The organism is Stenotrophomonas sp. LM091 (assembly GCF_001806305.1).
GTDB classification, from domain to species: domain Bacteria; phylum Pseudomonadota; class Gammaproteobacteria; order Xanthomonadales; family Xanthomonadaceae; genus Stenotrophomonas; species Stenotrophomonas bentonitica_A.
In genome coordinates this window covers 127,803-149,344 of record NZ_CP017483.1, presented here as the reverse complement: position 1 = coordinate 149,344, position 21,542 = coordinate 127,803, and the positions used below count along the sequence as shown (strand labels likewise).

Genomic DNA, 21,542 nt, shown 5'->3' with positions numbered 1-21,542 from the left:
AAGCCGCATGAAACGACTCGCCGCCTGCCTCATCCCGTTGACGCTGCTGCTGGCGTTGCCAGCCCAGGCCAATCTCACCGTGCACCCGATGCGCGCCTCGGTGGATGGCAAGCGCAGCACCCAGATGCGCATCTATTCACAGTCCACCCAACCGCAGTACATCCAGGCCTCGTTGCGGCGCATCGTGGATCCGGCCAGCGACCGGGAGCACGAGGTGGAGGTCGAGCCGGGCGAGGCGGCCATTGTCATCACGCCCGGGAAATTCGCCCTGGCGGGCGGCGGCAACCGGTTGATCCGGTTGATTCCGCTGCAGCCCGTAGAGGCCGAGACAGCCTACCGCGTCTACTTCGAAGGGGTGCGTGGGCCCGAGGAAACCAGCATCGAGGGCGGTGACGGTGCGCAGGCCAGTATCGGTGTGAATCTGGTCTGGGGTGCGCTGGTCAATGTGCTGCCAGCCGAAGGCACCGTGCAGCCGCGGGTGCAGGGCGATGCGCTGTACAACGACGGCACCCTGCGCCTGGGTATCACCAGCATCGCTGATTGCGAGGGCAGCCGCTGCACAGCCCATGACGTATCACACAGCCTGTATCCCGGCAGTTCCCTTGCGCTGCCCTTCACGGTGGTGCCCGGCCATACCGTGCAGCTGCGGTATCGGCTCACGCGCGATGGCTATCGCGAACACGTGACCACCCTCACGCCCTGATTTTTCCACTCCCGCTACGCAGATTGCCGTGGCGGGTGCGTTGTTGACATCGTTGTTAAGGAGAGTTCGATGAACAAGATCTACCGTCGCCTATGGTCCACCGCACGACAATGCTGGGTGGTGGCCAGTGAACTGAGCGCCGCCAGAGGCAAGTCCAGCCAGCTGGTCGGTGCCGGTGTACTCGCCTTGGCGCTTACCCTGTCATCTTCAGGCGCTTGCGCTGCCGAGGACGATCCGGTCGACGAGCCGGAGGATATTCCAGTGCTGGACGCGTGGGCACTGCAGGCCGCGTTTGGAAGCCGCGCGGCCATCAGCGGTGCAGGTGCTGCGCCGTTCGGGGACGTGCTGGCTGAGCCGGTCATGCGGCAGCTCGCGCTGACCACGGATCACTACTATCGGGACTCCACTGTTGATGGAGATCTGCTGACCGTGCTGGGCTCGCGATCAACGCTGAGCGGTAGCCGCTCTGTGGCCTACGGAAGCGTGATCACCAGCCGGGGGACCAACAACACTGCCATTGGCTACAACGTGCAGATCACCAATGGTGGCTACGCAACGGCGGTTGGTGCAGAGTCGGTAGCGTCTGGTGTCGGCACCACGGTGCTCGGCAACAACGCGAAAGCCTATTCGGAGAACTCGATTGCCGTCGGCAGCGGTGCCAACACGGTCAACAGCAGTGCTGGCGTGTCCCGGATCGCCATCGGTGGCAATGCATATGCAGGCACGGCCGGGTGGTCTGGCGCAGTAGCGCTGGGCGGTAACAGCCGTGCGGAATACGATGCGGTAGCCGTCGGGCACGAGGCCCGCTCAACCGCAGAAGGTGCCTTGGCAATGGGCCGTGGTGCCCAGGCCACCGCCGCCAATGCGCTGGCGATGGGCAAGGGGGCCAAAGCGCAGACAGCCTCGTCGCTTGCCGTCGGTCGCGATGCCCAGACCGCGGCCACCGGCTCCATTGCCATCGGGCAGGGCGCCCGGATCACCGACGCATTCGCCCAGGATTCGATCGCTATCGGCCGCGGTGCCAACACCCAGCATCTGAGCTCCATTGCCTTGGGCAGCGGCTCGGTCACCACCGGCAACTGGCAGGTCGCCGTTGGCAGCAGCAGCCGGAAGCGTCGTATCGTCGGTGTCGAAGACGCCTACCTTGCTCGCAGTAGTGATCACGCCGTTACCGGTGGCCAGTTGTATGTCACCAACGAGAACGTCACCCGGGCACAAAGGACGGCAGATGAGGCCGCAGCGGGCGCACGTCTGGTGACCCAGAGCTCGCCCAGCAGTGCCATCCGCATGGGCGCGGAGAACACCGGTACGGTGATCGACGTGGCCAACGCCGGAGGGACGAAGCGCCGCATCCAGAACATCGCCAATGGCGTGTTGAGCGCCGGCAGCACGGATGCGGTGACAGGCCAGCAGCTGCATGCCACCAACCAGACCGTGAGCACCGCCACCAGCACCGCCAATGCCGCAAAAGCATCGGCGGATGCTGCCGTGGCTCGCATAAGTGCAGCAGCTGTCGCCCTGGGTCAAGCGGCGGTGGCCGAAGGCAGCGGAAGCACGGCCAGTGCCGCACTGGGCTCTGCGGCCAAGGCGTACAACGGCAGCGGCGTAGCAATGGGTGCCGACGCACGTGCCGGTGTGAATGACAAGGGCGAGAAAAGCACCGCGGCCACTGGCGCAGTCGCCATTGGCGCACTCAGCCGCAGTGGGAATGGGGCGGTCGCCACCGGCTTGCGTGCGAGCGCCATCGGCGACCGCGCAGTGGCGCTGGGCAACGATGCGAGCGCGGCGGCCACTCACGCAACCGCGACGGGCTACAAGGCGACCGCCAGCGCCGGCCAGGCAACCGCCATCGGCCGAGAAGCATCGGCATCGGGCACGTTCTCCACCGCGCTGGGCAATCTGGCCAGCGCCCGCGCGGAAAGCGCCGTGGCCCTGGGTGACCGCGCCGTAGCGGCCCACACCGGCAGCGTGGCGCTGGGCAATGGCTCCCAGACCACCGCAGGGAACCAGATCTCGGTGGGCAACGGCACGTTGAAGCGGAAAATCGTCAACGTGGCCGATGGCGCGCTCAACACGAGCAGCGCCGAGGCCGTGACCGGCAAGCAGCTCAATGCGACCAATGTCGAGGTGGCCTCGGTCCGAACCACCGCCGCCAGCGCACAGACGACAGCAGGCGCAGCAAAGACCGCCGCCGACGATGCGTTGGCCAAGGCCAATGCTCTGAGCGGGCTGGTCGGTCAGACCTCAACGACCGGCAACGTACGCCTGGGCGGCGAAAACACCGGTACGGTGCTGGACGTGCGCAACAAGTCCAACGCCAGTCGCAAGGTGACCGGCGTGGCTGACGCAACGCTCAGCACCAGCAGCACCGAGGCGGTGAGCGGCAAGCAGCTCAATGCGACGAACGTGGAAGTGGCGTCGGTCCGCAACACGGCCACCAGCGCGCAGACGACGGCCAACACTGCCAAGACGACCGCCGATAATGCGCTGGCCAAAGCGGATGTGCTCGGTGGATTGGTCGGCCAGGTATCGGCCACGGGCAACGTGCGCCTGGGTGGTGAAAACACCGGTACGGTGCTGGACGTGCGCAACAAGTCCAATGCCAGCCGCAAGCTGACGGGCGTGGCTGACGCAACGCTCAGCACCAGCAGCACCGAGGCGGTGAGCGGCAAGCAGCTCAATGCGACGAATGTGGAAGTGGCTTCTGTTCGCACTACAGCCACCAGCGCGCAGACGACGGCCAACGCTGCCAAGACGACCGCCGATAATGCACTGGCCAAAGCGGATGTGCTCGGTGGATTGGTCGGCCAGGTATCGGCCACGGGTAACGTACGCCTGGGCGGCGAAAACACCGGTACGGTGCTGGACGTGCGCAACAAGTCCAACGCCAGTCGCAAGGTGACAGGCGTGGCTGACGCAACGCTCAGCACCAGCAGCACCGAAGCGGTGACGGGCAGGCAGCTGTTTGGCGTCGATCAGAAGGTCACTGCAAATCAGTCTCTGCTGGCCAGCCACGCCACCGAGCTGACCGGACACGAGGCCCGTATCGCCGGCAACCGGCGGGATCTGGATGACCTGCGTACTGAGTTTGACAACTTCGACCCCGATCTGGAAGGCGTGGTCCGTTACGCAGCCGACGGTTCGATCGATATGGACGGCGGCAAGGTGCGAGGCGTGGCGGCGGGCGATATCAGTTCGGCGGGGAGCACCGATGCTGTGAACGGTGGGCAGTTGTTCGCTACAAATCAGAGGCTTGAGGGGATTGAGCAAGATAAAGCTTTCATTGCCATCTATTGGGATGAGGAGAGCGCAAGCGCAAGGGCCGGTTGGCTGGGCGTCGCGATCGGTAGTAACGCCCATGCTGACGGGAGTGGAGCGACCGCAGTAGGTGCCTATTCCCAGGCAAGAGCTACGAACGCGGTGGCCATCGGTCGAGGGGCTCGCGTTCTGGCCGATGCGGACTATGGTTTTGCACTTGGTAGCGGGTCTGAAGTCGCGGCGCTGCATGGCGTTGCAGTGGGCTCGGCTGCACAAGTGGTAGCCGATGCAGAAGGGGCCGTTGCTATTGGCGCCACCTCGATTGCGCGAGAAAGCTACACATTCTCTGTGGGTAACGATTCGCTCAAGCGCAGGATCGTTAACGTCGGCCGCGGCATCAAAAAGGATGATGCCGTCAACGTTTCACAGGTCGGCGAAGTACTTTCTGCGCTAGGCGGCGGCGCAGCTATGGATGGTGCCGGGACGATTATTGCCCCAAGCTACAACGTACAGGGCGAAACGTTCAACACAGTCGGCGACGCGCTTACCAGCTTGGATGGCGCAGTAGTCACCGCAGCTACCCGCGTCGATCGGGTCGAGAGCCAGCTACGCTCGGTTTTCCAGGAAAGCCCCGCCACCCGCAGCGATGGCCTCAACCAGCTCAACCTCGCCGGGGCCAACGGCATGGTCCTCGGCAACGTGGCCAACGGCCTGATTGCCCCGGGCAGCCGCGATGCGGTCAACGGTGGTCAGCTCTACGCTGCTGAGCAGAAGATCGAGCGCAATCGAAGTGACTTGGAAGAGTTGCGTAACAAGCCACGCACACAGGCTTTAGTTGCGCCTGTGGGGGCAGAGATTAGTCGGGACATCGATTTTGGTGGCGCGAGATTAGTCGGAGTTGCGGATGGACGAATCGCAGATAAGAGTACCGATGCAGTCAACGGATCTCAGCTGCATTCGACAAATTCTCGCCTTCTGGACATCGAGGCGGAACGCCGCTATCTAGCCGTATGGGCTGATGGAGAAAGTGAGGCTGCGCGTGTGGGAAAAATGGGTGTGGCTATTGGAGACGGGTCATTCACATCTTCCGCTTCTGAAGGAGGGACAGCGATCGGAAGTTACACGTCAGCTCAAGCAGATGACTCTGTTGCGCTCGGACGTGGCGCTAATGTCGGTACGTCAGGAACGAGGGGGCTTGCGGCACTAGTTGGGTCGAATGTCTATGCCACCGACGGTATTGCATTGGGCGCATATTCTCGCGTCGAGGCTGGAGCTACCGGGAGCTTGGCACTGGGCTATAGCTCGATTGCCAGGGAAGAAGGCGTCGTTTCATTCGGCCACAGCAATCTTCAGCGGCGTCTGGCGAACATCGCTGGTGGACGCGACCCCAATGATGCCACCACCGTCTCCCAACTCAACAGGGCAGTATCGCTATTGGGGGCAGGGGCAGGTGTCGATGCCAACGGCAACATCGTCGGCCCCACCTTCAACGTGCAGGGCGGCTCGCAGCACACCCTGGGTGATGCCCTCAATGCGCTCGACGGTGCGGTGATCACCGCTGGCTCCAGGGTCGATCGGGTCGAGAGCCAGCTACGCTCGGTTTTCCAGGAAAGCCTCGCCACCCGCAGCGATGGCCTCAGCCAGCTCAACCTCGCCGGCGCCAACGGCATGGTGCTGGGCAACGTGGCGAACGGCCTGATTGCCCCGGGCAGCCGCGATGCGGTCAACGGTGGTCAGCTGCATGCCATGGAACAGCGTCTGGACGGTCGCATCGATGGGCTGGAGCAGCGCGTTGATGCCACGCCGGAGGGTCGGGCGCTGGCATCTGCCAGTGCACCCACCGCGCCGGTCGCGCCGGAGGCCGAGGGCCCTGCCGGCGCATCGGGTGAACCGGCGGCGGCTTCCGCAGGCCGTGCCGGTGGCGGCATCGCCAGTGCTGATGGCGGTGGCTCGCCTGCGCCGGCCGACGCGCCGGCGCCGACTCCGCAGGTGAACACCGCCGATCTGGAGAAGATGCTGGCCCGCGCCAACGAGTACACCGATGGTGCGATCAGCAATTTTGAACGCCGCCTTGACAAGATGGACAAGCGCTTCAACCGCATGGCGGCGATGAGCAGTGCGCAGAGCGCGATGGCGATGAACACGGCGGGCCTGGCGACGTACAACCGCCTGGGCGCTGGCGTGGGCTACAGCGATGGCGAGTCGGCACTGGCCGTCGGCTATCAGCGGGTGCTCAACGAGCGTGGCTCGGCCACCTTCAGCCTCAACGGGGCGTTCACCAACAGCGGTGAGCAGAGCGTGGGCCTGGGTGTAGGCATCGGCTGGTAATCCTCCCGGCCCATTGCAGGGAAACACCGGCGCTCCCCGGTCCGTCATTGCGGACCGGGGAGTTTCTTTTTGTGTCGTGCCGTGCGGGCCCGGGCGGGCAGGTGCCACGCCGCCGTGGGCTCAGGCGCCTGGGTCCATCTGCGCCAGCAGGCGGTCCATCTCGTCCAGGTCCGCGGCGCCCGGGTCGCCGTTGATGGCATGGTGCTTCAGGCAGCCGTCGATCTGGTCCAACGTGACCAGCGTGGCCGCATCGCCGACCATCGAGGCCGCCCCGCGGATGCGGTGGCTCATCGCCAGCGCCCGCCGCCATTCGTGGGCCACGATGGCCTCGCGCAGTGCGGCAATATCCTGGGGGATCTGCGTGCGATACACCGCCAGCACATCCAACGGCGTCGCCGCCGCCGGCCGCAGCGCCCTGGCCGGATTCATGGCCGTGCAGTGCGTGGCCACATCGAACGCAGGCCAGTCGATGGGCTTGCACAACGTCGCTGCGATGCCGGCGGCCCAGTAGCGGGCGGGACGGGTGACGTCGGGTGATGCCGAGATCGAGACCACGCGGGCGCCCAGCCACGCGCGCGCCCGCTCCAGGGCGCGGATCGCCTCGATCGTTTCCAGGCCGGTGGCATCCGGCAGTGCGTCGTCCAGGGTGATCAGGTCGAAGGGCCCGGCCTGCGCCAGCTGCTGCAGTGCCTCATGGCGACTGGCGGCGCAGCGCACCTCGAACCCGCGCTCGCGCAGCCGGTGGCTGATGACGTCGGCGATCAGGGGCTGGTCTTCGATGACCAAGGCGCGCGCGGGCCGGTCGTTGTGGGCGGACAGGTGGCCGGGCAGGGCCGGCGCCGGCTCCGTGCGCAGCTGCGCGGGCAGGATGGCGGTGAAGGTAGACCCCACGCCTGGTTGGCTGCGCACGGTGATCTGCCCGCCCTGCGCCGTGGCGATGCGGCGGCATAGGGACAGCCCCAGCCCGGTCCCGCCGCGCTGCCGGCCGTCGCGGGTGGTGTTGAAGGCGCCGAAGATGTCGTTCAGATCTTCGGCGCTGATGCCTTCGCCGGTATCGCTCACACGCAGCACCATCCGGCCGCGCTCGCCCACGCCCGCCTCGAATCTCAGGCGCACCGACACGGTGCCGGCATCGCAGAACTTCACGGCGTTGGAAATCAGATTGCTGGCGATGTGGCGAAGGGCACGGGTGTCGCAGCTCGCGTGCTCCAGCACCGGCTGGTCGAGATCGAACAGCAGGGCGGTGCCCTTGGCCGCGGCCACCGGCCGGGATGCGCTCAGGCAGCCGGCCAGTACGGTGGCCGCGCCGGGCTGCCACTCCACGGGTGCATGGCTGTGGCGATCCAGGAACATGAATTCCAGCGCATTGGCCAGGGTGTGGTGCAGGGAAGAGGTGGCCGCGCGGGCGGACGCGATCACGGGTGCGGCGGCCGGGGTCGGGACGGTGGATTCAATCAGGTCGATGGCGGAAATGACCGAGGCCACGCCATTGCGCACTTCGTGATTGACCAGGGTCAACATGCGTGCCGTGCTGGCCTGCAGCGCCGCGGTCGCCCGCGCATTGCGGTAGGCCTGGATGATCACGAAGGCCGCACCAAGGATGGACAGCACCAGCACGATGATCGGTGTGCGATAGAAAGAGAGGACGGCATGGAGAGTGGGAGGCGAGCGATACAGGGCATCCATCCACCGGCCGACCAGATCCTGCTGGGTGTCCAGTGGCAACGAGCGGAACGCCTGATGGGCCCGTTCCATCTCGGCGGCACGCGCAGGATGGGAGGCGACCCGGATTCGCACGGAGGGGCCATCGCTGGCCGGATGCACCGCCAGCGTGGTGCTGTTGCCCCGGCGTGCCAGCGGAATCAGGATGGCGTCCATGCCAAGCGCCGCGTCCACGGTGCCGCTGTCCACCGCGGCCACCATGTCTGCCGCGGCAGGCAGAGGAAACACCTCGATCGCGGGGTGGTGAGCGGCCAGATAGCCGTGGTACTCCCCGTTGCCGATCACGGTGACACGCTTGCCCTCCAGGGCGGACAGGGCCCGCACGGGGGAGCTGCTGCGGGTGAGCAGAACCGAATCGCCGGCATAGAAGACCGGTGAAATCACCGTGGCCGTGGGCAACAGTGCCGCGGTGCCCGGCAGCGCGAACGCCAGCCCGTCCACCTCCTGCTGCGCAAGCAGGCCGAGTGCGTCGCTGAAGGTGGTGGCCCCGGCCACCTGGATCTTGATGCCCGAGAGCGCCTCCACCGCCTCCACGTAGGCACGTGCCCCGCCCAGCGAGGAAGGCCCGCCCAGCCCGTACGGGCCGCCCAACTGCGGGCCGGCGGCCAGCACGAAGGGCGGCTGCCGATCCGAATGGGCGGGGAACAGCGTAAGCAGCAGCGCCCCGGCAGCGAGGAGGATGGTCGCCAGCAGGCTGGCCTGCAACGCGACCCGACGTTTACCCGCGATGTTTTTCATGTAAGTACGCTCGCACCCGATCCACGCACAAGAACGGCACCGGCAAGGCGCCGACGGTGCTGTGGAAGCTGGTGCGCGCAGCCACGAATCCAGCCTTGCACGACACCAGGAGGCGCTCAATGTGCGTTTCCGACGATGGGGTGTCGTATCCGGCACGAGGCGCTGGGTCTGCGCAGTGCGTCTCGCAGGCCTCCACGCGCCCTTCACGGCGATTGGCTCGATCGGCATGGCAGTCGAAGGTCATCAACGTGCATCGCGCAGCTGGCGACGATGCGTTCGCTCAGCTGCCTGCATCACCTTGGACACTCGCACCGTCCTCACGATCGTTCCACGCGTTGCTGCGTGTGCGCCACCTAAGCTGGCATTCCCGTCGCGAAGTTTCTTTTCCCATGACCACAGCACTACATGATCTGGACGCCCTTGAACCCATCGATATCGATGCGCTCAAGGCACAGGGTGTGCCGCCGGTCGCCCAGTACCTGGTGGACCAGGAAAAATTCGTTCTGTTGGGCGGCGAGCGCGGCATCTACCGCTTGGCCGGCGCCGATACGGCGTGCTACTTCACCAGCCTTGACCAGATCCGGCTTCACCTGCTGGGGCAATCATTGACGCGGCTGACGGTGGAGCTGGCCTGAGCGCTCAGATCCCGCCCTGGCGAGGCAGCGGCGCAGGTACGTTCAGCTGGCCACCGGCGGCCACATAGGCCGCCAGTGCTTCGCCTTGACTGAGCAGATGGCGGTTCATCATCTGCTCGGCGGCTTCGGCATCGCGGTTGCGGATGCAGGCCATCAGGGCGCGATGCTCGGCCAGTGACTGGGCCATGCGGCCCGGCGTGAGCAACTGGCGGCCGCGATGCATCTTCAGGATGCGGTGCAGGTCGTGGGTGACGCGTATCAGCCACGGGTTGCCCGCATGGGTCTGCAGGCTTTCGTGGATCAGATAGTTGTTGCGGTAGTACTCGGCCAGGTCGCCTTCGGCTGCAGCGGCTTCCATGGCATCGTGCAGCGCCTGCAGCTGGACCACGCCCGCTTCGTCGATGCGCTTGACCGCTTCATGCACGCAGCGGCCTTCCAGCATGGCCATCACCGGGAACAGCTGGTTGAGGTCTTCCAGGGTCAGCCGGGTGACCCGGCTGCCGCGACCCGCATCGAGTTGCACCAGACCTTCAGCGGCCAGCAGTTTCAGGCTCTCGCGCAGCGGGGTGCGGCTGATGCCCAATTCTTCGGCGAGCAGTGGCTCATCGATCCATTCGCCCGGTGGCAGTTCGTAGTCGTAGATCTTCTGGCGCAGCCGCTCGGCCACTTCTTCATAAAGCGGCACGCGTTTCTTCGACAGGCGGGGACCAGGGGCCAGGGGCATGGCAGGGCTTCATGGACAGGTGTGCAGCATTCTACCGGGTCATGGCGGGCCTGCCGGTGCAGGCCCGCCGTGTGCTTACATCCAGCCCGGCACGACGAACAGCAGCCATGCCAGCAGCGGACCAAAGGCGACCACCAGGCCGCTGTAGACCAGGAAGCGGCGGAACAGGGCTTCGCGCTCTTCCTTCGCCGCCGAGGCAACCACCAGGGCGCCATTGGTCGAGAACGGGCTGACGTCCACCACGGTGGAGGAGATCGCCAGCGCGCAGATCACACCGGCCGCGCTCAGATGCCCCTGCATCAGGAACGGCACCGCCAGCGGGATCGTCGCGCCCAGCACCGCCGCTGAAGACGCGAACGCCGAGACGATGCCACCGACATAGCAGACCAGCAGCGCGCCCAGCAGCGGAATGCCGATCGCACCCACGCCATGGCCGATGTAGTCCACCGCGCCGGCCTGCTGCAGCACGGCCACGTAGGTCACCACGCCGCTGATCAGCAGCACGGTCGACCAGCTGATGCCATCCACCGCGCCCTTCTGCGAGTTCGGCGAGAGCAGGGCCAGCACCACCGCGACGGTGATCGAGACCAGGCCGACGTTGAGGTTGTAGACCAGGGCCGCGATGCCGAGCCCGAGCAGGCCGATCAGGGTGAACACGCGCTCGCGGTTGATGCGCACGTCATCCAGCGCATCGGGATCATTGGAGAGCGTGCCACCGCCGGCCGAGACCAGGGCGCCGTGACCTTCGATCGCAAACTGGCGCGAGGAGGCCTGGCTGCCGGCGACCAGCGGTTCGGTCGCCGTCGGCGCGCGACGCATCAGGGCCAACCCGCCAAAGGCGAAGAAGCAGATGATGCCCATCAGCAGGTTGAAGCCCAGGCTGGTCAGGAACACCGCCATTTCCGTGACTTCCAGGCCGGCCTTCTGCACCACCTGGTTGGTGATGCCGCCATACACGCTGATCGGCGAGAAGCCACCGGCCTGCGCGCCGTGGATCACCAGCAGGCCCATCATCAGCGGGTTGATCTTGTACTGCTTGGCAAAGCGCAGCGCGACCGGGCCGATGATGGCCACCGCGGCCGGGCCGAGCGCGCCGAAGGCGGTCAGCACGGCGGTGACCACGAACATCACCCACGGTATGGCGACGATGTGCCCACGCACCGCCTTGACCGCCCAGTGCACGAGCAGATCGATGGTGCCGTTCTTCTGCGCGATGGCGAACAGGTAGGTGATGCCGACCAGGGTCAGGAACAGGTCGCCCGGGAAGCCGGCCAACACTTCCTTGCCCTCCATGCCGACGAACAGGCCGCCGATGATGAAGGCCAGCGCGAATGCCACGGCGCCCATGTTGATGGGCAGGGCCGTGGCCACGATGAACATGATCACCAAGCCGATGATCGTTGCGATTTGCGGACTCATGCGCCCTCCCGAGACACTTGATACGCGTGCAGCATGATGGCGACCCGCCACCCGGGGACTGCTGGTGTTACACCTTCGCGTGGCCCCTCATGCGCGTGCGCACGCGGCGTCCACCCATTCGCGCACGCCCTCCAGCGTGCGGAAATCCTCTACCGAGCGAGCCTGCAGCTGCGGATGCAGCTCGCGTACCCGCCGGCTCAGCGCCGAGCCGGGGCCCAGCTCCAGAAATACCTTTCCGCCGCGCTCCACCGCCTGCGCCAGCACCTGCTGCCACTGCACCGTCCGGGCGATCTGCGCGGCCAGCGTGTGCACCACACGTGCGACATCGACGACGCTGCCCCCGTCGATGCCGGCCAGCAGGCGCAGCCGCGGCGGCTGCAGTGCGGTCTCACCCAGGACCGCTTCGAACGCCTGCGCTGCGGGCGCGAGCAGCGGGGTATGTGCGGGAACATCCACCGGTAATGACACCGTGCGTGCACCGTGCCGGACGGCCGCAGTGGCGGCGGCCTCCAGCGCGCTGCGCAGGCCGCCCAGCACCACGTGGTCCGGGCCGTTGACGATGGCGAGATGGACCGCGTGCTCGTCGCACAGCAGGGCGATCTCGCCGGCCGCCAGGCCGATCACCGCGACCAGGCCGGCATCGGCCGGCGAGGCGGCGTCCATCAGCGCGGCGCGGCTGGCAGCCAGGTGCAGGCATGCAGTGCTGTCGAAACTCCCGGCGATGGCATGCGCGGCCAACTCACCGGCGCTGTAACCGGCCACCGCCGTTACGGTGGGCAATCGGTCGCGCAACGCGGCCCAGTGCGCCAGCGCCGCGGCGCAGACGAGCGGCTGGGCGACGGCGTTGCGGAAGCGGTGTTCGTCTGCGGCAAGTGCCTCCACCGGCGTGCCCAGCACTTCACTGGCCTGCGCGAGGATGGGCTGGGCATGGGCGTCCTCGGTAACGCGCGCGAACATCCCCGGGTGTTGGCCACCCTGGCCCGGGCAGAGCAGGACCAGGCTCACGCGTGCTCCTGCAGGTGCAGGAACCACGTGCAGGCCAGCAGATCGGCGCTGCCGCCGGGGCTGAGCCGTCGCTGCTCGAATGCGTCACCGATGGCGGCGATACGTTCGCGCCAATCGGCCTGCTGGACACCGCCTGCCGCGAGGAAGCCGCGCGCCTGGTCCTGGGCGAACGCCAGCCCGGCCTCACCCCCGCGGTGCAGGAGATTGAGATCGACCGTGTGGGCGATCAGCGTCATCAGGGTTTCCACCTGCGCCGCTTCGGCATCCTGGGTGGCATCCAGCACGCGTTGCAGGGTCGGCAGGGCCAGCGCGTGCAGCAGCGGGTACCCTGCGGCCGCCTGTTCGCGGACACCGGGTACGGCGTGCCGCCGGCGGGCGCGTTGGCCGGGGCTGTGCGGATTCAACGGGGCCTGCAGCAGCGCCGACCGCCACTGGGCGACACCGCGACATACGGCCTCGCCCGACGGTGCGCCATCGCCGCTGGCGCGAAGGCGGGCGGACTGTGCGACCAACAGCCCGAGGCTGAAGATCGCCCCACGATGCGTATTGATACCGCCGGTGGCGCGCAGCATCGCGGCTTCGGCGGCGATGCCGAGCGTACGCAACGAGGCGAACGGCACTTCGCTGCAGCCCGCGTGCGCGATAGCGACGAAGTAACCGCGCAGCGCAAACAGGCTGCGCAGGAAGGTGCCCGCATCCATGTCGGTGTGGCTGCCGCGACTGAACGGCGTGACCAGGCCGGGTTTGGGCGCGCAGGCAAGCTCGGCGTGCAGACTGCCGATGGCCAGGCGGCCGAGACGACGCGCATCGGCAGAGCGGGGCGCAGCGGTGGCCGGCAAGGGCTGCCGAACGGCGTTCATGCGGCGACCTGCCAAGCGGTGAGTGCCTCGCGCGGCACCAGCGAGCATGCATCGTTGCCTTTGACCATCAGGCGCGCGGCGCCGCTGGCGTACTCGCGCCAGTTGACCGCACGGTCACCCGGGAAGCGCAGCTCGCCGTCCAGCCGCATGGGCGATCGCCGCTCGCAGTGCTGCAGCACGGCGACGATCGTCTCGGCCTGCCCGGTGCCGGTGACGTCCCAGAGCAGGTCAAGATCCGAGCCGTCATGCAGGTAGCCCAGGCCGGTCAGGTGCTGCCACGCCGCGCTGCCAAACACGCGCGGTGCTACCGGCAAGGTGGCGGTTTCGGTGGCAAGGCCGTGGAGCCGGTCGCGCCATCCCGCGCCGATATCCGTCGCGACCTCGGTCAGCAGCGGCGGTGGCGCGCTGCGCAGGACGGCGGACGGATCAACCCGCAGCGACAACCGCTGGCGGTGCTCGGCCAATGGCAGGGGAACGCCCAACCGCAGCTGGTGTTCGTCGCTGGTGGGGTCGCGCCGCGCCACCACGAAGGGCAGTCGCGCCTGTGCCCATGCCCGCAGCCGCGTCTCGGCGCCCGCACTGAGAACCTGCCACGGTGCCTGCGGATCGAGCCAGACCAGGTCGTGACGGCGCATGGCTCAGGCCTCGCCTGCGGCCACGGCGGCGGCGACGTCGCGGGCCAGCAGGCGGCCGCCACGCGCCGTTCCGCGTTCCCTGCGCTGATCGCCGGTGACCGGCGCCTGCAGCGCATCAACCAGCGCCTGTGCAAGATCGCCCTCCCAGACGGCCTCCACCGCACCCATGCGCACGTAATTTTCCACGCCCGGCGCGAATACCGGGGAGCTCTGGCTCAGTGCCTGCAGTTTCTCAAGCGGCTGTTTGGTGACGCGCGCCATGGCGCGCAGGTCCATCACGCGCACCTGCGCTTCGGGCAGGGCGTAGATGCGGTCGGCCATCAGCCCGAACGACAGGAAGCCGCCGCTGACTGATTCGCCATAGACAAGACTCACCAGCGGCGCGCCACGGCGGCGGGCCAGATCCAGAGTGCCGGCCAGGTGTGCGAAGTAGCTGTTGATGCCGAGCATTTCATCGCGGCGTGCCAGGCGCTGGCCGGCGGTATCAACCAGCATTACGATCGGCCGCTGCGGGTGCGCGCGGGTGCTGGCGAGCACGGTGGCGGCCAAAGCCAGTGCGTGATCGACCCCGACCTCCAACTTGTTCGCGGTACCGATCACGGTGACCTCGCCCACTGCAGTGGTGGCGGTGCCGCCCAGCACATCGTCGTTGCGGGTGACCGCGTGACCCCGCGGGAACAGTGCGTCGAGCAGGGGGGTCAGTTCCATGGCAGGCTCCGGTTCCTGGCCGCTTCCAGGAAGTCAGCGGTTTCCAGCAGCGGCAGTTGGTCGGCATCGACGATGCCCTGCAGGCGCCAGACCTCCAGGCCATCGCGGCAGCGCCCGTAGACGTTGATGCGTGCATCTAGCCGCGTGTGCGCCTGCTCAAGGGCCTGCAACGGGTCGTCGGCCTCGGTGTGGGTGTCGATCAGTGACCGTGCCGCCTGACCAAAGGCGTCGATGCGGTCCGGCACCAGCTGCACGGCATCACCGATCAGGTAGCGGTGCTTGCCGCCGGTGACGCGCCAGACCAGGGCGCGGTCGCGCGAGTCGAACTCCTCCACGCCACGCACGGTCTCGATCACTTCCGGGCCGGACAGGGAGAGCCGGCCTTCTTCGGACATCACGACCGCCGTGCAGCAGCGGGCAACGATGCCCATGCCACCGAATGCGCCGTTGCCGCTGCCGATCAGTGCAAACACGGGAATCCCGGCGGCACGCGTGGCCAGCACCGCACGCATGATCTCGGAGATGGCGACCAGGCCGGCGTTGGCCTCATGCAGGCGCACGCCGCCACTGTCGAGCAGCAGCAGCACCGCATCCGGACGTACCGCGACGGCACGCTCCAGCAGCCCGGTGAGCTTGGCGCCGTGTACTTCGCCGACGCCACCGCCCATGAACTGGCCCTGCTGCGCCGCGATCAGGACAGGACGACCGCTCAGGCTGCCCGCGCCGACCACGATGCCGTCATCGAATGCACCCGGCTGATCCAGCTGCGCCAGGTGCGGGCTGATGATGCGGCGGGCCGGGCCGACGAATTCGCTGAAGCTGCCTGCATCGAGCAGGCCGGCGACCCGCTCGCGGGCGTCTGCTTCGTAGAAACTGTGACTGCTCACGAAGCGTCTCCTTCCTGCAGGGTTTCCAGTGCCTGCTGCAGTCGCAGGCTGACCACCGCCGGCGTGGCACCGGCATCGTTGATCGACAGGCGCACGTTGCGCAGCGGATGCCGCGCGGCGAAATCGGCCAGCACCGCCTGCCAGATCGTGTCGAAGCCGGTGGCCGAGGTGATCACCTCGATCTCCATCGCGCCGTCCAGCGGGGTAGGTTCGATCAGCACTTCCAGATTGCCCGAGGCGACCACGCCGACCAGCGCGTGTTGGTCGCGCTCGGTGAGATCGTGCTGCCCGGGGAAGCGATAACGCAGGGTTTCCATGGCGTGCCCCTTACCAGTTGCGGAAGCGTTTGGGCGGGTTGTACAACCCGCCGGACCAACGCACGAGATCCTTGACCGAGCGCGCGGCGAGCAGGTCGCGGCTGGCATCGCGGGTACGGATGCCCAGGTCTTCGGGGCGGCGGATGATGCCGCGGTCGCGCAGGTTCTCGACCATCGCGCGGTCGCGGCCCAGGCCGACTGCGGTGTAGCCGGCCACGCCACGGATCGCCTGCTCGCGTTCCTCGGGGCTGCGGCACAGCAACAGGTTGGCGATGCCTTCTTCGGTCAGTACGTGGGTGACGTCGTCGCCGTAGATCATCACCGGCGGCAGCGGCATCTTCGCGCGCTCGGCCAGCTCCCAGGCGTCCAGGCGCTCGACGAAGGCCGGCGCCATGTGTTCGCGGAAGGTTTCCACCATCTGCACGACCAGCTTGCGCCCGCGCGGCATCTGCCCCGGCAGGGCCGCTTCCTGGCCGGCCTTGAGCCAGGCCGGGCTGGCATGGCGGCGACCGCGTGCATCCGAGCCCATGTTGGGCGCGCCGCCAAAACCGGCGATGCGGTCGCGGGTGGCGGTGGAACTGTTGCCCTGCAGGTCGATCTGCAGCGTTGAGCCGATGAACATGTCGCAGGCATACAGGCCGGCGGTCTGCGAGAACGCGCGGTTGGAGCGCATGCTGCCGTCGCTGCCGGTGAAGAACACATCCGAACGCGCCTGGATATAGCGTTCCATGCCCAGCTCGGAGCCGAACGAATGCACGGACTGCACGAAACCGGACTCGATCGCCGGGATCAGTGCCGGATGCGGATTGAGCGCCCAGTGCGTGCCGATCATGCCCTTCAGGCCCAGTGACTCGGCGTAGGTGGGCAGCAGCAGTTCGATCGCGGCGGTATCAAAGCCGATGCCGTGGTTGAGTCGCTGCACGCCGTATTCGGCGTAGATGCCCTTGATGGCCATCATCGCCATCAGTACCTGGATTTCGGAGATCTGCGCCGGATCACGGGTGAACAGCGGCTCGATGTAGTTCGGGCGCGGCGCCTCGGTAACGAAGTTGACCCAATCGGCCGGGATGTCGACGCGGGGGAGGGTATCGACGATTTCGTTCACCTGGGCGATCACGATGCCGCCACGGAACGCGGTGGCCTCCACGATCACGGGGGTGTCTTCCGTGTTGGGGCCGGTATAGAGATTGCCGTGGCGGTCGGCGGCCTGCGCGGCGACCAGGGCGACCTGTGGGGTGAGATCGATGAAGTAGCGGCCGAACAGTTCCAGATAGGTGTGGATCGCCCCGATCTCGATCCGTCCCTCGGCAACCAGATTGGCCAGCCGGCCGCTCTGCGGGCCGGAGAAGGAGAAGTCCAGGCGCTGGGCGATGCCCCGCTCGAACACATCCAGATGCGAGGGCAGGGACAGCACGGACTGGACCATGTGCAGGCCGTGCACCTGCGCCGGATCGAGCTGGGCCAGGCACTCGGCCAGGAAATCGGCCTGTTTCTGGTTGTTGCCCTCCAGGCAGACCCGGTCGCCCGGTTCGAGCACGGTGTGCAGCAGGCGGGGAACCTCGGCATGGGGCAGCAAGCGCCCGAGCCCGGCATCGGCGGCCCGCTGCAGCCTTGCCTGGCGGCGATCCGCTAGCGTGTTCCAGTCTCGAGCCATCTGCCGCCTCTTCATAATTACGCTGTAATTACAAAGCTATCACCCGAGTTTGGCCGGGGCAAGAGGCCTGAGGAGGCCAGTTCCGGGCCTGTCGTATTCAGTTAGAGCCGGCTCTCCTGGCCATCTTCAGCGTCCAATGCGCCGAGCATCGCGTTGTCGGTGCCGAGCGCGATGGCTGGCGAACGCGCAGGCATGTTTGTTCAAAGCGGGCAATACCTTGCTGGAGCGACGTCCGCTCAGCGTTGATCGGGGCAATGTCGTGCAGCCATCAAGGCGCGCAGATGGAACGCCTGGTCAGCCCGCTGCCTTTCCCGCACGCGGCCGCCGCGGCTTCGCCCCCCGCGGCGCCACTTTCGGCGTTGCCACGAGTACGCCCCACTGATGCAGATGCTCCATCCCGGATAGCGCATCCAGGTACGCCATGAAATGCGTCAGGTACCCGGGCGAGGTTTCTTTCATCAGCGTCAGGGCCCGATGGACCAGGACGCCGGAATTCAGCGGGCCGCCGTTGGTGGGCACCTGGGCCAGCGATTCCTTCAGCTGGCTGGCATTTCGAAGCGTGGCCCAGCCTGCACGAACGTCGGCCAGCACCGGCAGCTCGGGGTAGGCCGGGTTGTGCTGGCCGGTCAATTCCGTGACCAGCGCCTGCAGGCCGATGCGCCCGGGTGACGGGCCCTGCCCAGGCTGCGCCGCGGCGGGCGCCTCGGCAATCCGCTCGGCGTAGCTGGTGACCAAGGCATCCAGCTTCGCCTGCAGCAGTGCCCGCACCTCACCGTCGTGCGCCTGCGTGCGGGCATGCAACGCCTCGATCAGGGCATAGCGCGTGCGGTCGAGCTGGTCGAGCTTGTCCGCTCGCCAACGCTGGAGCATCTCAGCGGTTGCGACGGCGTTACGGGGCATCCGCGGCCTTGCTCGCCTTGGGTTTGGGGATCGGGGCAATTTCCACGCGACGGTTCTTGGCGCGGCCGTCTTCGTCGGCGTTGGAACTCACCGGCTGCTCGGAACCGAACGCCGCGGCAAACACCGCATCCGACGGCACACCCTCGGCGATCAGGGTGCGGGTCACGGTCAACGCACGCTCGGCAGAGAGCTCCCAGTTGTCGGCGAAGCGCCAGTTGCCATCGCGCACCTGCTGGTCGTCGGTGAAGCCGCTGACCATCAGGATCTCCTCGCGCGCGGCCAGGTAGCCTATCAGCGGACCGGCCAGGCTCTTGAGAACTTCCAGGCCCTCCGGCTGCAGCTGGTCGGAGTTCAACGCGAACAGTACGTTGCCGCGGATGCCGATGCGGCCGTCCACCAGCGTGACGCGCCCGGCGGCGAGCGGGCCGGCCAGTGCCTGCTCCAGCGTCTGGCGGCGCTGCACTTCGGCCTGGCGCTGCTTGACCTCTTCATCCAGGCGGTTGGTCAGCTCCAGCTGCAGCGCGACCACGCCGACCAGTATCAGCACGAACGCGCCGAGCAGCACCGACATCAGATCGCCGAAGGCGGCCCAGATCGGGGCGCCTCCGTCGGCCTCGACTTCGATCTCGTCGCTCATGCCGAGGCAGCCCCGGCCTTGCTGCCGCGGCGGCCGGCCAGCTGCTGCAGCTCATCGATGATCTGCTTCTGGGACAGCACGCTGAGGTCGATCACCTCACGCGCCTGGGCCACGTAGTAGGCCAGCTGCTCGTCACTGCGGGCCAGCGAATCATCCAGCGAAGCGGCGATCTGGGCCAGGCGCTCGTTGAGGCCGTCGCTGGCGGTGCCGAAGGACTGCACGGCGCTGCCGAGCGCGTCGGCCAGGCTCGCCACTTCCACGGCGCTGCCGGTGACCTGCGCAGCCACGTTGCCGAGCTTGCCGGTCTCCGCCTCGATGTGGTCGGTGAAACGGGTGCCAACGCGCTCGAGCAGTTCGGCCGAGGTGGAGACCAGTGCATCGACGGCGACGCGCTGTTCGTTGGCCGCGTGGTTGACCGCATCCAGCAGGGTCTCCACGGTGGCCAGCAGGCGGCTGCGTTCTTCCAGCGTGGCGGTGTCGCGGACCAGGCTGTCGGAGAGTTTGCCGCGCAGTTCGGCGACGACATCGGCCGCGGCCTTGGGCGCTTCCGAGGCGGCCTGGACCAGCCGCGAGATTTCGCTGATCGTCTCGCTGGCGTGCGCCTGGGCCTGCTGGGTGATGTCGTTGGCGGTGCGTGCCAGGGTGTCGCAGATCTCCTGCTGGCGGCTGGCCACGCTGGCGCCGGTCTGCTCCCAGCGGTCGCCGAGGCTGGCGCTCATGCCCGTGAAGGCATCGGTCCAGGCGCGCAGGCGCTGCTGATCGCGTGCCTCCAGGGCGTCCTGCAGCTGGGCATGCGAGTGCTGCATCGCCTCGCCAAGCGAGACCGCCTGCGCCTGCAGTGTGGCGGAAGCGGCATCCAGGGCCTGTTGATGCCGCTCGCTCAGCGCGGTCGCGGCCGCATCCTGGCGGGCCAGCGCCTGCTGCCAGGCCTGGGCGATCTGCGCGGTGGTGGCCTCCATGCGGCTGCCGACCGAATCGATCAGACCGGTGGCCCGGGCCTGGTGCGTTTCGGTGAAGCTGCCAAGCGCGCTGCGCAGGTCATCCGCAAGGGCGGCATGGGTCTGCTGCTGCGCGGCCTGTGCATCCTGCCAACGGGTGGCCGTCGCGTTGAGTTCGGCCGAGACCGCCTCAAGCAAGGCGCTGGAGCGCTCGCCATGCTGCTCGGCGAAGTGAGCCAGTGCACTGCGCAGCTCGGTCGCCATGGCGGTATTGATCTGCTGCTGCTCGGACTGGGCCGCCTGCCAACCGTCAGCCGTGCTGACCAGCTTCGCGGAGACCGCCTCGAGCAGGCCAAGCGCGCGTTGGTCGTGCTGTGCGGCGAATCCGTCCAGCGCGGCGCGCAGGTCGGCGGTCAATGCAGCATTGGTCTGCTGCTGGCTGTCCAGCGCGGCCTGCCAGGACGCGGCGGTGGCGACACGGCTGGCGTCGAAGCCGTCGGTCAGGCCGGTCAGCTGGCGCTGCACCGCATCGGTCACCGTTTCGTGCATGGCAGCGTTGGCGCGGGCGATGCCGGCCAGGGTGGTGTCCATCACCGGCTGCAGGGCGGCACCGACGGCACGTGCGCTCTCGGCGACACTGTCCTTGAGTGACTCCTTGATCGCGGCGGTCAGGCGGGCGTATTCCTCGTCGGCCTTGGCATGGAAACGCTGCTGGTTGGCCAGCAGTTGCTCGCCCGAGGCGCTGCTCTGCTGTTCGATCGCCGTGGTCATGGCCTGCAGCCGATCCACCAGCGCCGGCATCAGTTCGGCCTGCTGCTGCAGCAGCCGGAAGGCCTCATTACGCTGCCAGGACTGCGAGTGCGTGTGCAGGGTGGTGGCGATCTCCACGTCCAGCCGCTGCACCGCTTCCAGCCGCTCACGCCGGCACAGCGCCGAGAGCAGGCCCAGCATCGCGGAGGTGGCGACACCGGCAATCGAGGTGCCGAAGGCGACCGCCAGGCCTTCCACCGGCGCGCCCAGCGAGCCGCGGATGGCCTGCAGATCGGTCGCGCTTTCCAGGGCCAGGCCGGTGCCACGCAGGGTGGCCATCATGCCGAGCAGGGTGCCGAGCATGCCCAGCAGCACCAGCAGCCCGACCAGATAGGGGGTCAGGACCGGGCCGGGCAGGGCGACGCGTTCGCCTTCCACGCGTAGCCGTACCGCATTGCGCAGGCTGGGGTGCAGCTGGCCGAGCCAGGTGGTCAGGCCGGAGCTCGCCTCGCCGGCACGGGCACTGGCTGCGGCGAGCGAGGCGGTCGCCTGCCGGTAGCGATACAGCTCGAGGCCACCGGCGAGGTAGCACACGGCGATCAGCGCGGCGACAGCGAAACCGACCGGATTGGTGCTGGCATAACCGGCCCCGATCCAGCACACCGCGACAAGGCCAAGCAGGAAAACAACGTAGTGAAGACTGGTTCTGAACATGACGTCCCGG

At 67.5% G+C, this 21,542-nt stretch carries 16 protein-coding genes; 3 read left to right on the top strand and 13 right to left on the bottom strand.

Annotated elements, in window-relative coordinates:
• The first annotated feature begins 7 nt into the window (after positions 1-7).
• Both BIZ42_RS00645 and BIZ42_RS19160 read left to right on the top strand, forming a co-directional pair.
• A complete protein-coding gene (locus BIZ42_RS00645; RefSeq protein WP_070425218.1) occupies positions 8-703 on the top strand; it encodes a pilus assembly protein in 696 nt (231 codons plus the stop codon).
• A gap of 69 nt (positions 704-772) precedes the next feature.
• Complete coding sequence (locus tag BIZ42_RS19160; RefSeq protein WP_083279744.1) at positions 773-6,289, top strand: ESPR-type extended signal peptide-containing protein; 5,517 nt, start codon at positions 773-775, stop codon at positions 6,287-6,289.
• A 120-nt stretch (positions 6,290-6,409) separates the two neighbouring features.
• On the opposite strand, the gene BIZ42_RS00635 is transcribed toward BIZ42_RS19160, so the two are convergent.
• Positions 6,410-8,749, bottom strand: coding sequence for an ATP-binding protein (locus BIZ42_RS00635; RefSeq protein WP_172838020.1), 2,340 nt, complete (start codon positions 8,747-8,749; stop codon positions 6,410-6,412).
• A gap of 389 nt (positions 8,750-9,138) precedes the next feature.
• On the opposite strand from BIZ42_RS00635, the gene BIZ42_RS00630 reads away from it, so the two are divergent.
• On the top strand, positions 9,139-9,384 hold the full coding sequence (locus BIZ42_RS00630) for a hypothetical protein (RefSeq protein WP_070425216.1): 246 nt from the start codon (positions 9,139-9,141) through the stop codon (positions 9,382-9,384).
• A 4-nt stretch (positions 9,385-9,388) separates the two neighbouring features.
• Here the strand turns inward: BIZ42_RS00630 and BIZ42_RS00625 are convergent, their stop codons facing one another.
• The 12 genes from BIZ42_RS00625 to BIZ42_RS00570 form a co-directional block, all read right to left on the bottom strand.
• Complete coding sequence (locus BIZ42_RS00625) at positions 9,389-10,108, bottom strand: GntR family transcriptional regulator (protein WP_070425215.1); 720 nt, start codon at positions 10,106-10,108, stop codon at positions 9,389-9,391.
• A gap of 75 nt (positions 10,109-10,183) precedes the next feature.
• Positions 10,184-11,527: an SLC13 family permease gene (locus BIZ42_RS00620; protein ID WP_019184589.1), complete on the bottom strand. Its 1,344-nt coding sequence runs from the start codon at positions 11,525-11,527 to the stop codon at positions 10,184-10,186.
• 87 nt (positions 11,528-11,614) lie between these two features.
• A complete protein-coding gene (gene mdcH, locus BIZ42_RS00615; RefSeq protein WP_070425214.1) occupies positions 11,615-12,532 on the bottom strand; it encodes a malonate decarboxylase subunit epsilon in 918 nt (305 codons plus the stop codon).
• The gene (gene mdcB, locus BIZ42_RS00610) at positions 12,529-13,392 is read right to left on the bottom strand and encodes a triphosphoribosyl-dephospho-CoA synthase MdcB (RefSeq protein ID WP_070425213.1); all 864 of its coding nucleotides are present in this window, start codon (positions 13,390-13,392) and stop codon (positions 12,529-12,531) included. Before mdcB ends, mdcH begins: the two co-directional genes overlap by 4 nt.
• Positions 13,389-14,027, bottom strand: coding sequence for a malonate decarboxylase holo-[acyl-carrier-protein] synthase (gene mdcG, locus BIZ42_RS00605; RefSeq protein ID WP_070425212.1), 639 nt, complete (start codon positions 14,025-14,027; stop codon positions 13,389-13,391). Before mdcG ends, mdcB begins: the two co-directional genes overlap by 4 nt.
• A 3-nt stretch (positions 14,028-14,030) precedes the next feature.
• Positions 14,031-14,735 carry a biotin-independent malonate decarboxylase subunit gamma gene (gene mdcE / locus BIZ42_RS00600; RefSeq protein WP_070425211.1) on the bottom strand — a complete coding sequence of 235 codons (705 nt, stop codon included), beginning with the start codon at positions 14,733-14,735 and terminating at the stop codon, positions 14,031-14,033.
• On the bottom strand, positions 14,726-15,622 hold the full coding sequence (locus BIZ42_RS00595; RefSeq protein WP_070425210.1) for a biotin-independent malonate decarboxylase subunit beta: 897 nt from the start codon (positions 15,620-15,622) through the stop codon (positions 14,726-14,728). The genes mdcE and BIZ42_RS00595 overlap by 10 nt, the downstream gene beginning before the upstream one ends.
• Positions 15,619-15,939 carry a malonate decarboxylase acyl carrier protein gene (gene mdcC, locus BIZ42_RS00590; RefSeq protein ID WP_070425209.1) on the bottom strand — a complete coding sequence of 107 codons (321 nt, stop codon included), beginning with the start codon at positions 15,937-15,939 and terminating at the stop codon, positions 15,619-15,621. The genes BIZ42_RS00595 and mdcC overlap by 4 nt, the downstream gene beginning before the upstream one ends.
• 10 nt (positions 15,940-15,949) lie before the next feature.
• Positions 15,950-17,593 carry a malonate decarboxylase subunit alpha gene (gene mdcA / locus BIZ42_RS00585; protein ID WP_070425208.1) on the bottom strand — a complete coding sequence of 548 codons (1,644 nt, stop codon included), beginning with the start codon at positions 17,591-17,593 and terminating at the stop codon, positions 15,950-15,952.
• Positions 17,594-17,887: 294 nt separating this feature from the next.
• On the bottom strand, positions 17,888-18,463 hold the full coding sequence (locus BIZ42_RS00580) for a DUF2894 domain-containing protein (RefSeq protein WP_172838019.1): 576 nt from the start codon (positions 18,461-18,463) through the stop codon (positions 17,888-17,890).
• Positions 18,464-18,482: 19 nt separating this feature from the next.
• Positions 18,483-19,130: an OmpA family protein gene (locus BIZ42_RS00575; RefSeq protein ID WP_070425206.1), complete on the bottom strand. Its 648-nt coding sequence runs from the start codon at positions 19,128-19,130 to the stop codon at positions 18,483-18,485.
• Positions 19,127-21,532: a DUF802 domain-containing protein gene (locus BIZ42_RS00570; protein ID WP_070425205.1), complete on the bottom strand. Its 2,406-nt coding sequence runs from the start codon at positions 21,530-21,532 to the stop codon at positions 19,127-19,129. Before BIZ42_RS00570 ends, BIZ42_RS00575 begins: the two co-directional genes overlap by 4 nt.
• Positions 21,533-21,542: the final 10 nt, after the last annotated feature.